This is a genomic window from Polaribacter cellanae (assembly GCF_017569185.1).
Taxonomy (GTDB): Bacteria; Bacteroidota; Bacteroidia; order Flavobacteriales; family Flavobacteriaceae; genus Polaribacter; species Polaribacter cellanae.
Genome location: NZ_CP071869.1, coordinates 1,089,312 through 1,101,243 on the forward strand (window position 1 = coordinate 1,089,312; position 11,932 = coordinate 1,101,243).

The following is an 11,932-nucleotide window of genomic DNA, read 5'->3' on the forward strand; positions in this document are numbered from 1 at the left end:
AAAGAAAGATGTAAACCTTGGTTTAAAGCAAATGGAGATAAAACTTTAAGTTGGTTACTATGCAATCACTTGCATAATCTTAATCAATATCTTGGTGCGTTTTAAAACCTAACTTCTTAAAAATCATTTTTTTTGCAATATTCGGAATATCTCTATAAGCCAAGACAGACAAAACAGCTTGGTCCTGCCTATGATTTTCTCTGCTACTGCCTTCTGGAGCAATACAATCTTTGTTCTTAGCACAATCACTCCAATTTTTAATTAAATTTCGAGCATTTAAATTATTATAATCTGCACAAACACAAGCTCCATTTAAATTGCGTTGTTTTAATAAAGATTTATTATTTAAAACTCCTAAAAAATCGAGTGTTTTTGGATGTGTCCAATCCGAAATAACTCCTTTTGAAAATGGAGAATAAAAACCATATAATTTTAAAAGTTTTCTAATGGAATTTAAAGTTTTCACTACTTTATTACCTCCATCTAACCAACAAACAGCAGTTTTAAATTCATTTAAAACGTCGTTAATAATAACTGGTTTCCAAGCATATTCTCCTGCACTTATTTTAATATTAAAATAGGATGGATATTTTGAGTAATCAAATTTTCTTACTTCAAATTCAGGAAAATTATTTTTTAGAATCTCATTTTCGTCTGTAGTTAAACCTAAATCGTAAACAATTTTTTTAGATTTTTTTTCGTGAATTTTTAAGCTCTCTAAAAGTTGTAATAAGCTTTTAAAATGAGAACTATCTGAACCTGTAACAATTACCAAATCTTTTGAAAATGAATGGAATGACAATTGAATTTGTAAAAAAAGAGTCCTTATTTCAGTTAATAATTTCATACCTTCTAATTTATCATTTTTAACCCCAATTGTTTTCCTTTTTCAATCATAAAATTATAACAAGCTTTATGCTCATTAGGTATTTTACCATCTAAAATAGCTTCTTTTATCGCTTCTTTTATTTGACCTATTTCTCTACAAGGTTTTAGGTTGAAAGCTGTCATAATCTCTTCACCAGAAATTGGCGGTTGGAAATTACGGACTTTATCTCGCGCTTCTACTTCTTTTATTTTAGCACGTACCAAATCGAAGTTTTGATGATATTTTTTAAATTTCTTTGGATTTTTAGTAGTAATATCTGCTTCACAAAGTGTCATTAAAGAATCGATATCTTCACCAGCATCAAAAATTAAACGTCTTACTGCAGAATCTGTAACTTCACTTGCCAACACAATTGGTCGTGAACTTAACAACACCATTTTCTGAACAAATTTCATTTTGTTATTCAATGGCATTTTTAAACGTTTAAATATTTTATAAACCATTTTAGAACCCACAAATTCGTGTGCATGGAAAGTCCACCCTACTTTTTTACTAAATTTTTTAGTAGGCGCTTTTCCAATATCGTGCAATAACGCTGCCCAACGTAACCAAACATTTTCGGTTTTTTTAGCAATATTATCTACCACTTCGAAAGTGTGATAAAAATTATCTTTATGTTTTTGCCCTTCTACCTCCTCTACTCCTTTCAAAGCCACGATTTCAGGAAGAATTTGTGGCAACAAACCTGTTTTATACAATAACAAAAAACCTATTGACGGCTTTGAAGAAGCTAAAATTTTATTTAATTCATCAACAATACGTTCTCTAGTAATTATTTTTAATCTTTCTGAGTTTTTAGAAATCGCAGCCAAAGAATTTTCTTCAATTTTAAAATGTAATTGTGTTGCGAAACGAATGGCACGCATCATTCTTAAAGGATCGTCTGAATAGGTAATATCTGGATTTAAAGGTGTTCTAATCTTCTTATTTTCTAAATCTTCAATTCCGTTAAATGGATCTAATAAATCACCAAAATTTGCTGCATTTAAACTTAGAGCTAACGCATTTATGGTAAAATCTCGCCTATTTTGGTCGTCTTGTAAAGTACCTTCTGTAACTTCAGGATTTCTACTATTCTCTGAATACGATTCTTTTCTTGCGCCAACAAACTCAATTTCCACATCTTTAAAACGCAACATTGCTGTACCATAGGTTTTAAAAACTTGTACTTTTGGCTTGTTTGGTAATAAAGAAGATACTTTTAAAGCTAATTCGATTCCACTTCCAACAGCAACAACATCTATGTCTTTTGCATCGCCTCTTTTCAACAGAAAATCGCGAACAAAACCACCAATAACATAACTTTCGACTTTTAATTGTTTCGATGCTTTTGAAATGATTGTAAAAATTTCTGAAGATATGGCTTCTTTGTAATTCATAAGTATTAAAAAGTGATGGCAAATTTATTGTTTATATTCCTTTAAACATAAAATTGATGAAAGAAAATTATAATAACATTTGTACTTTTGCTTATATCTTTTAAAAAGTTTTTATTAATAATGATAATTGTAAGAATTCTTGGTGGTTTAGGAAATCAAATGTTTCAATATGCCTATGCAAAAGCATTAGAACAGCAAGGGTTTGATGTAAAATTAGATGTTTCTGGCTTTAAAAATTACAAATTACATGGTGGCTATCACTTAGATACTTATAAAATTGATTTAAAACATGCTACTAACTTTTCCATTTTTCTCTCGAAAATCAACCTTTTTCAATACAAAAAAGAAAAAAGCTTATTATTTGACGCCTCTTTAAACTCTTTAAAAGGAAACGAATATGTTAAAGGTTATTTCCAAACAGAAAAATATTTTTCGGAAATAAGAACTGTTTTACTGGAACAATTTACAATTGCTGATGAACTATCGACATCAACAAAAAACTATCAAAAACAGATTTTAGATGCCAATACAAGTTGTTCTTTACACATTCGAAGAGGAGATTATGTTTCCGATAAAAAAGCAAACACGATTCATGGCACTTGTAGTTTAGAGTATTATAAAGAGGCTGTTCAATTAATAAAACAAGAAAACAAAGACGTTCAATTTTTTATTTTTTCTGATGATATTTCTTGGACGAAAGAAAATTTACCCTTAAAAAATGCTGTTTATATCGATCATAAAACCATTCCACATGAAGATATATATTTAATGAGTCTTTGCAACCACAACATTACTGCCAACAGTAGTTTTTCTTGGTGGGGAGCTTGGTTGAACAAAAATGAGAACAAAACTATTATTGCACCAAAACAGTGGTTTGTTAGTAAAGAAAATGAAATAGCCTGTGAAAATTGGATAAAAATATGAGTTTATACAAAGTATATTATATCAATTTAGACAAAAGTCTAGAGCGCAGGAATTTTATGGAACATCAATTTAAAAAATTGAACATTCCGTTAACAAGAATGCCAGCAGTTTATGGAAAAGAATTGCCACAAGATTTTCTGAAAAAAGCAAAAAACCAACACAATATTTTAACACATTACCCATATTTGAACGATGGCGAAATAGGCTTAACCAAAACATATTTCGATTTGTGGAAAATAATTGCTACTCAAAAAGAAGATTTTGCGTTGGTTTTAGAAGATGATGCTTTATTAACAAAAGATTTTTTTAAGGATTTAGATGCGCTTTTAAAATCAATTTCTAAGAACGATTTTTTAGATATTTCTGGTAGAAAAGGTTTTTTTAAGTTGAAGTCAAACACTTTAATTAGTACATTTCTAATTCCTGCTTTACAAACAACAGGACAAATAATTGGTAAAAAAGCGGCAGCAACACTTTCTAAAAACTTAACCAAGTATTATTCGCCAATAGATGTTTTAAAACAAGATGTTTTTAAACATAAAACACCTGTTTTAACTACCAACAAAAGGTATGTTAGTAGTAATGATAAAAATGTGGGTGGCACTACCATTCAGCAAAAGAAAATGCCGAAGTTCAAGAAAGTACTGAGAGAAATTATTCGTCCTTTTTGGCAACTTGTTACTTTAATTACTTATAAAACATATCGGTTTATAAGAAATTATTCTTTTTACAAAAGCAACTAACTCTCTTTAATTCCCTTATTTAAAAGCCATAATTTTATATATCTGGTAAGTACAGAATATGCTAAAGTTTTTGCTAAAATAATACCCGCAAATCCATCTAAAAAACCCAACCTAATTATATAATGAATAAAAAATCTGGCAGGTGGTTTTACAAGAATGTGAAACAAACCAACTTTCTTTCCTCTTTTGTGCAAATCTCTCGCTTTTAAAGAAGCATAATGATGAATTTTAGCGATAAAATGATTGTAACTTCTGTACCCAAAATGATCTATTTTGTGCTTAAAAAAACCTAATTCGCCAATTGTTTTTATTCTTTCGTGAACAACTCCTACATATTTACAATGTTCTTTTAAAAACAAACGAACTACTTTATCTCTTTGCCAACCACAATAATTTATTTTTTGATTTGCAAAATAAAAAGTTCTGCGCACATAAAAACCGACAAAACCATTCGGATTTTTAACGGCTTCTAAAATTTCTTTTTTAACTTTTGGAGTTACTCTCTCATCTGCATCTAAAAGATAAATCCACGGATGTTTGGCTTGAGAAATTGCAAAGTTTTTCTGAGAAGAAAAATCATCAAACTTTCGCTTGATGATTTTTACATTGTATTTTTCTGCTATTGATACAGTTTTATCTGTACTAAAAGAATCTATAACTATAATTTCATCAACAAAACTTACAGATTTTATTGCATCTGTTATATGAATTTCTTCATTTAATGTAGGTATAATTGCCGATATTTTTGTCATAGTATTTTACTCTTAAACTGCAACGTCATACTCACGCAACGCGTCGTTTAAAGAGGTTTTCTTATTAGTACTTTCTTTTCTTTTTCCAATAATTAATGCACAAGGAACATTAAATTCTCCTGCCGCAAATTTCTTTATATAACTCCCTGGAATTACTACAGATCTTGCAGGAACTCTACCTTTCATTTCCACAGGTTTGTCTCCAGTTACATCTATAATTTTGGTACTCATAGTCAATACAACATTTGCCCCTAAAACAGCTTCCTTTTCTACTTTTACACCTTCTACAACAATACATCTCGAACCAATAAAAGCGCCATCTTCTATAATTACTGGAGCCGCTTGTAATGGTTCCAAAACACCACCAATTCCTACACCTCCAGATAAATGAACGTTTTTACCAATTTGTGCACACGAACCTACTGTTGCCCAAGTATCTACCATGGTTCCTTCATCTACATAAGCACCAATATTTACATAACTTGGCATTAAAATAGTACCTTCAGAAATGTAAGCTCCATGCCTTGCAACTGCATTTGGTACCACTCTAATTCCTCTTTCTGCGAAATTTTTCTTTAAAGGAATTTTATCATGATATTCAAAAATACCCGCTTCTAAGGTTTCCATTTTCTGAATTGGAAAATACAAAACAACTGCTTTTTTTACCCATTCGTTTACTTGCCAACCATTAATTGTTGGTTCTGCAACTCTTAACGCTCCTTTATCTAATAAATCGACTACTTTTCTAATAGTATTTATCGTGTTTTGTTCTTTTAACAAATCGCGATTTTCCCAAGCCAATTCTATAATTTCTCTAATTTCTTTCATGATAATATATTAATTTCTACAAATATAAATTTATCTGCAAAAACTAAAAGCGAAGATACATTTTTTAAACAGATATTTCTGCTTTGTTTAAAAAACGTATTTTTGCATCAAAAAATTATAAATGTCAAGAATTTTAGCCATAGATTTTGGAAAAAAACGAACAGGAATTGCAGTTACAGACGAAATGCAAATAATTGCTTCTGGTTTAACCACAGTTAATACCTCTGAGTTAATTCCGTTTTTAAAAGCCTATGTTCAAAAAGAAAAAGTAAGTCTTTTTTTGGTTGGAGAACCAAAACAAATGGATAATTCCGAAAGTGAAAGCGAAGCCTTAATTCTTGCTTTTCTAAAAAAATTAGCACAACAAATTCCTACAATTTCAGTTATAAGAGTAGATGAGCGTTTTACATCTAAAATGGCGTTTCAAACTATGATTAATAGTGGAATGAAGAAAAAACAACGCAGAAACAAATCTTTGGTAGACGAAATTAGTGCAACCATAATTTTACAGTCGTATTTATATAGCAAGTAAAATTGTTGAAATGTGTAATTATGTAATCGTATTAATTACTTAAAAGTACAATTGTGTAATTGAATCGCTTTAAATAACATAAACAAAATAATAAACAATTGTAGTGTTTTAGCCAATTTAATTTGAAACTCTAAATAAATAAAATTCGCAATTTAAAATTCGTAATTAATTATTCTAAGTTGTACTTTTGCATTCTTAAAAAATAATAAGAAAATGATTTTACCAATTGTTGCTTACGGAGACCCAGTTTTAAGAAAAGTAGCTGTAGATATAGAACCAGATTATAAAGATTTAGACAAATTAATCGCCAATATGAAGGAAACTATGTACAATGCTTCTGGCGTTGGTTTGGCGGCTCCACAAATTGGCAAAGCGATTCGTTTGTTTATTATTGATGCTTCTCCTTTTGCGGAAGATGAAGTTTTGTCTGAGAAAGATAGAGAAACATTAAAAAACTTTAATCGTGTTTTTATAAATGCTCAAATTTTAGAAGAAGAAGGAGATGAATGGGCTTTTAACGAAGGTTGTTTAAGCATACCTGATGTTCGTGAAGATGTTTTTCGTAAGCCAAAAATAACCGTTGAATATCAAGATGAGGACTTTAAAATGCACACAGAAACTTTAGACGGTTTGGCTGCAAGGGTTTTTCAACACGAATACGATCATATAGAAGGAATTTTGTTTACCGACAAACTTTCATCATTAAAGAAAAGAATTATTAAAAAGAAATTAAACAATATTTCTAAAGGAAAAATTAACGCAGAATACAGAATGCGTTTTCCGAATGTTAAAAAAGGTAAATAAAAAAATAGGTCTTTTCAAGAGCGCTCGAAAACGATAAGTTTTCGATAAAAACAACCTCTCGACTGCGCTCGAGGAGACATTTAAAAACTATATATATGAAATTTAATAAAATAATCTCAGTAACAGGAAAGTCTGGTTTGTACCAAGTAGTTTCTCAATCTAAAAACGCAATTATTGTAGAATCTTTAACAGACCAAAAACGTTTGGCAGTGAATGCAACACAAAATGTTAGTTTGTTAGAAAATATTGCCATTTATACTTTCGAAGAAGACAAACCTTTGTTAGAAGTTTTTAAAGCTATGTACGAAAAAACTGAAGGTAAAGAAGCAATTTCTCACAAAGAAAGTGGAAAAAAATTAGAAGCTTTTTTTGCTGAAGTTTTACCAGATTATGATGATGAAAGAGTGTACACTTCGAACATTAAAAAAGTAATTCAATGGTTTAACTTATTAGTAAAATCTGGAATGGATTTTACTAAAGTAGAAGCAACTGCTGAAGTTTCTCCCGAAGAAAACGAATAGAATTTAGTTCTTAGTGGCAGTTTTCAGTGGCAGTCGCAGTTTATAATTGATAAACGCTGTATTTTTGAAACTTAAAAAATTACATCTTCACGACTTTGCAAGAAAAACCATAAAAATGAACACAAGAAAACAGCAATTAGCAGCATTTAATCGTTTGTTAGATATTATGGACGAGCTTCGTGAGCAATGTCCTTGGGATAAAAAACAAACTTTAGAAAGCCTACGTCATTTAACAATCGAAGAGACGTACGAATTGGCTGATGCAATTCTTGATAACGATTTACAAGAGATAAAAAAAGAACTAGGAGACGTTTTATTGCATATTGTTTTTTATGCAAAAATCGCTAGTGAGAAAAAATCCTTTGATATTGCAGACGTCGCCAACTCTATTTGCGACAAATTAGTTTCCAGACATCCACATATTTATGGAGAAATTAAAGTTAAAAGCGAGGAAGATGTAAAACGAAATTGGGAACAATTAAAACTCAAAGAAGGCAAAAAATCTGTTTTAGAAGGTGTTCCTAAAAGTTTGCCTGCTGTTGTAAAAGCGAGTAGAATTCAAGAAAAAGTAGCTGGTATTGGTTTCGATTGGGAAAAACCAGAACAAGTTTGGGAAAAAGTACAAGAAGAACTGGGCGAATTAAACGAAGAAATAAAAGCAGGAAATAAAGAAAACATCGAAAAAGAATTTGGAGACGTTTTATTTTCTATGATAAATTACGCTCGTTTTATTGATGTAAATCCAGAAAATGCTTTAGAAAGAACAAATAAGAAGTTTGTAAATCGTTTTCAATATTTAGAAAAAACAGCAAAAAAAGAAGGTAAAATTCTCTCTGATATGTCTTTAACAGAAATGGATGTTTACTGGGAAAAATCGAAAGAGTTTTTCAAATAATTATTTTGTAATAAAGTAACAATTTATTCATAAAACAAGAATCAATAGCAATGGTTTTTACCCTATTGTATAATGTTTTCAATTAAACATTAACTTTAACCTAACTGCCCTTAAAAAGACTAAATATTTTGGCTAAAGCCACCTGTAGAGAATATTTATCTGACGTCCAGCTAAAGCTGTACGCAATTGACAAAGCCTTATACCCCCAGATTTATAATTTAACTTCCTTCTAAACTATAACTTCTACAAAGAATATTTAAGTTTTCAACTTAACAATTGCTTTTTATATGACACAAAATCATCAAAAAAGGAGTCTTTTTTCGTTAACCTTTACCTTACTACTTTCTATAGTTTGCAACTGCCTTTTTTTTGATGTAAGTTAGCCTACATTTTTGAAATATTGTAATCTTTCAAATATTAATTTTATTCTAAATCAATTCTAAAAAATGAATACCAAAAAATCTACCTCTCACTTCATTAAATTATTTGCCATTAGCTTTTTACTTTTTTTATCAGCTTGCCAAGAATCAGAAAAAAAAGAAGATTACAATTCGCTTAAACTTTGGTACAAACAACCTGCTTTAGCTACAGTAGCAGACAACCATAATGGATGGAAAGACGACCCAGAATGGCTAAAATCTTTACCTTTAGGAAATGGCGCTTTAGGTGCAATGGTTTATGGAGATGTAAACAAAGAACGTATTCAACTGAACGAAGAAAGTATGTGGTCTGGAAGTTCAAGTGATGATGACAACCCGAAAGCTTATCCAGCGCAAGCGAAAATTAGAAAATTACTTTTTGAAGGAAAATATAAAGAAGCAACACTTTTAACACAACAAACTCAAGTTTGTATTGGCAAAGGAAGTGGACATGGAAATGGTGCAGAAGTTCCTTTTGGGTGTTTTCAAACCATGGGAGATTTATGGATTGATTTCAATAAAAACAGTAATTATGAAAGTTATAATCGTGAATTAGATTTAGACGATGCTGTTGTTAGAGTGAGCTACAAACAAGATGGTGTAAACTACAAAAGAGAAATTTTTGTTAGTGAACCAGACCAAGTAATGGTTGTAAAATTAACTGCAGACACACCTGGTAAAATATCGTTTAAAAGCACAATAACAAGGCCAGAAAGATTTAAAACTTCAACAAAAGACGACCAATTAATTATGCAAGGTGCACTTTCTGATGGTAAAGGAGGTACAAATTTAGAATACTTAACACGTTTATCTGCCGTAAATAAAAATGGAACTGTTAAATACGAAGGCAAAAATTTAATTGTAGAAAATGCAGATGAAGTTACCTTATATTTAACAGCTTCAACAAATTATGTTTTAGAATTTCCTACTTATAAAGGAAGAGATTATAAAAATATTACAGCGACAAATTTACAAAAAGCAAAGAAAACAGCTTATAAAGAGCTTTTAAGAAGGCACAAAGAAGAATATCAACAATATTACAAAAGAGTCGATTTAAAACTTACTTCAAATGCTTTAGACACCATTCCTACAGATGTTCGCCTTAAAAATATAAAAGCAAAAAAAGAAGATTTACGTATGGTGGAATTGCTGTTTCAATATGGTAGATATTTATTAATTTCTTCTTCGAGACCAGGAACTTTACCTGCAAATTTACAAGGAATTTGGGCAAATAAAATTCAAACTCCTTGGAATGGAGATTTCCATACAGATGTAAATGTTCAAATGAATTATTGGTTGGCAGAAAGCACCAATTTAGGTGAAATGCATTTACCATTGTTCGATTTAATGGGAACTTTAAAAGAAGCAGGTAAAAGTACAGCAAAAGTACATTACAATGCAAGTGGCTGGGTTTTACACCCAATTACAAATGCTTGGGGATTTACAGCTCCTGGAGAAGAGTCTAGTTGGGGAATGCATTTGGGTGGTGGTGCTTGGTTAACGACACACATTATGGAACATTATTATTATACATTAGATAAAAAGTTCTTAAAAGAAAAGTTTCCTATTTTAAAAACTTCTACTCAGTTTTATTTAGATTGGTTAATTCCAGATCCAAAAACTGGTAAATTAATTTCTGGACCTTCTGTTTCTCCAGAAAACAGCTTCTTAGCACCAGATGGAAGTAATAGTAAAATTTGTATGGGACCTTCTCACGACCAACAAGTAATTTGGCAACTTTTTAAAAATTATATAGATGCTTCCAATGCTTTAGGTATAAATGACGAATTATTACAAAAAGTAATAAAAGCGCAACAAAATTTAGCACAAACAAAAATTGGTTCAGATGGACGTTTAATGGAATGGAGAGAAGAATTTAAAGAATTAGAACCCGGTCATAGACATATTTCTCATCTATTTGCATTGCACCCAGGATATCAAATTGATATTGTTAAAACTCCAAAATATGCAGAAGCTGCAAGAAAATCTTTAGATTATAGAATTAAAAATGGTGGTGGACACACAGGTTGGAGTGCTGCTTGGTTAATTAACCAATATGCAAGATTGGGCGATGCAGAAAACGCTGAAAAAAGTTTAAATATGGTTTTATCTAAAAGTGTAAGCCCCAACTTATTTGGCTTGCATCCTCCTTTTCAAATGGATGCAAATTTTGGAACATCAGCAGGAATTGCAGAAATGTTATTACAGAGTCAGTCTGGAGAAATTAGATTGTTACCAGCCTTATCAAAAAACTGGAAAAATGGTTATGTAAAAGGATTAAGCGCAAGAGGTGGTTTTGTTGTTGATATTGATTGGAAAGCAGGAAAATTAGAAAATGTACGTATTTTCTCTAAAAAGGGTGGCTCTTGTATCTTAGAATACAATGGAAAACAAATTGCTTTAAATACGAAAGCAAATACCGAGTATTTTCCTTTGAAAGATGGAAGAAATTTCGGTGTATAACAGAGAATTAAATATCACTTTTTTTAGATAAAATAAATTTTATAAAAACGCTTTATACAACTCTTTTAACTCTTTTTTCTGATGAGTTGAACTCTCATCAAAAATTAAAATAATTGATAAAGAGTCGTTAGAATAACACCTTTCGACTCTTTTAAATTTGTAGCTAACAATTGTTTTTCTCCTTTCACTTTAAAATTAAAAGGAGGTTTTAATAGGTTTAATCCGCTTTGTTTTTTCAGTCGAATTCCTTGTCCAGAAATAATATCTTCATTGGGAGTAAAATTGCCATTTGGCAAATGTTCTGTTAAAATAATGTATTTAAAATTAGAGAGTTTTGTTAGTATTTTAGAAATTTCGGTATTAGATAAATGCTGCAATACTTGTCTCAATAAAACACAATCTCCAGAAGGCAAATTATCTTTTGAAATATCTAAACAACGGAATTCTAGGTTTTCTGCTTTAAATTTCTCTTTATTTCGTTTGATTAAATCTTCAACAATATCAATCGCGAAATATTTCTTAGAAAACTGCACCAATTCTTTACCTACATTAAAATCGCCACAACCTAAATCGCAAACTACAAGCCGTTTTTCGAAGGAATTTAAAAACAACTTTACAACATCTAAATAGGGATTTACAATAGCCAAATTATAAGAACCTTCACCAGAATAAAAATCGGTATTATTATCGCCCCAAAGTTTCATTTTATAGACTTGTTCCATTGCTTTTTTTGTCGGCCATGGCTTCTTTTTTTTATGGGTTTCTTTTTTATTGTTCATTATA

12 protein-coding genes are annotated in these 11,932 nt (G+C 30.4%); 7 read left to right on the forward strand and 5 right to left on the reverse strand.

Annotated elements, in window-relative coordinates:
• Window positions 1–79: 79 nt before the first annotated feature.
• Together J3359_RS05040 and J3359_RS05045 are read right to left on the reverse strand one after the other, a co-directional pair.
• Complete coding sequence (locus J3359_RS05040) at window positions 80–847, reverse strand: DUF1647 domain-containing protein (RefSeq protein ID WP_208079646.1); 768 nt, start codon at window positions 845–847, stop codon at window positions 80–82.
• Window positions 848–852: 5 nt separating this feature from the next.
• Window positions 853–2,268 (reverse strand): CCA tRNA nucleotidyltransferase, encoded by a 1,416-nt coding sequence (locus tag J3359_RS05045; RefSeq protein ID WP_208079647.1) that lies wholly within the window; start codon window positions 2,266–2,268, stop codon window positions 853–855.
• Between the two features lie 120 nt (window positions 2,269–2,388).
• Between J3359_RS05045 and J3359_RS05050 the strand changes: the two genes are divergently transcribed.
• Both J3359_RS05050 and J3359_RS05055 read left to right on the forward strand, forming a co-directional pair.
• Window positions 2,389–3,192, forward strand: a complete 804-nt coding sequence (locus J3359_RS05050) for an alpha-1,2-fucosyltransferase (protein ID WP_208079648.1) — start codon at window positions 2,389–2,391, stop codon at window positions 3,190–3,192.
• The gene (locus tag J3359_RS05055) at window positions 3,189–3,935 is read left to right on the forward strand and encodes a glycosyltransferase family 25 protein (protein ID WP_243765988.1); all 747 of its coding nucleotides are present in this window, start codon (window positions 3,189–3,191) and stop codon (window positions 3,933–3,935) included. Before J3359_RS05050 ends, J3359_RS05055 begins: the two co-directional genes overlap by 4 nt.
• Here J3359_RS05055 and J3359_RS05060 read toward each other — a convergent pair.
• Both J3359_RS05060 and J3359_RS05065 read right to left on the reverse strand, forming a co-directional pair.
• Window positions 3,932–4,687, reverse strand: a complete 756-nt coding sequence (locus J3359_RS05060) for a glycosyltransferase family 2 protein (RefSeq protein ID WP_208079650.1) — start codon at window positions 4,685–4,687, stop codon at window positions 3,932–3,934. The two genes, J3359_RS05055 and J3359_RS05060, sit on opposite strands and share 4 nt — an antisense overlap.
• Before the next feature lie 12 nt (window positions 4,688–4,699).
• The gene (locus J3359_RS05065; RefSeq protein WP_208079651.1) at window positions 4,700–5,515 is read right to left on the reverse strand and encodes a 2,3,4,5-tetrahydropyridine-2,6-dicarboxylate N-succinyltransferase; all 816 of its coding nucleotides are present in this window, start codon (window positions 5,513–5,515) and stop codon (window positions 4,700–4,702) included.
• Window positions 5,516–5,636: 121 nt separating this feature from the next.
• Between J3359_RS05065 and ruvX the strand changes: the two genes are divergently transcribed.
• The 5 genes from ruvX (at window position 5,637) to J3359_RS05090 (ending at window position 11,149) form a co-directional block, all read left to right on the forward strand.
• On the forward strand, window positions 5,637–6,047 hold the full coding sequence (gene ruvX / locus J3359_RS05070) for a Holliday junction resolvase RuvX (protein WP_208079652.1): 411 nt from the start codon (window positions 5,637–5,639) through the stop codon (window positions 6,045–6,047).
• 213 nt (window positions 6,048–6,260) lie between these two features.
• Entirely contained in the window at window positions 6,261–6,851 is a 591-nt protein-coding gene (gene def / locus J3359_RS05075) for a peptide deformylase (protein ID WP_208079653.1), read from the forward strand.
• Window positions 6,852–6,946: 95 nt separating this feature from the next.
• The gene (locus J3359_RS05080) at window positions 6,947–7,372 is read left to right on the forward strand and encodes a DUF5606 family protein (RefSeq protein ID WP_208079654.1); all 426 of its coding nucleotides are present in this window, start codon (window positions 6,947–6,949) and stop codon (window positions 7,370–7,372) included.
• A gap of 115 nt (window positions 7,373–7,487) precedes the next feature.
• Window positions 7,488–8,267 (forward strand): nucleoside triphosphate pyrophosphohydrolase, encoded by a 780-nt coding sequence (gene mazG, locus J3359_RS05085; protein ID WP_208079655.1) that lies wholly within the window; start codon window positions 7,488–7,490, stop codon window positions 8,265–8,267.
• 446 nt (window positions 8,268–8,713) lie between these two features.
• A complete protein-coding gene (locus J3359_RS05090) occupies window positions 8,714–11,149 on the forward strand; it encodes a glycoside hydrolase family 95 protein (RefSeq protein ID WP_208079656.1) in 2,436 nt (811 codons plus the stop codon).
• Window positions 11,150–11,253: 104 nt separating this feature from the next.
• Here J3359_RS05090 and J3359_RS05095 read toward each other — a convergent pair whose 3' ends face one another.
• The gene (locus J3359_RS05095) at window positions 11,254–11,928 is read right to left on the reverse strand and encodes a class I SAM-dependent methyltransferase (protein WP_208079657.1); all 675 of its coding nucleotides are present in this window, start codon (window positions 11,926–11,928) and stop codon (window positions 11,254–11,256) included.
• Between the last annotated feature and the right edge of the window lie 4 nt (window positions 11,929–11,932).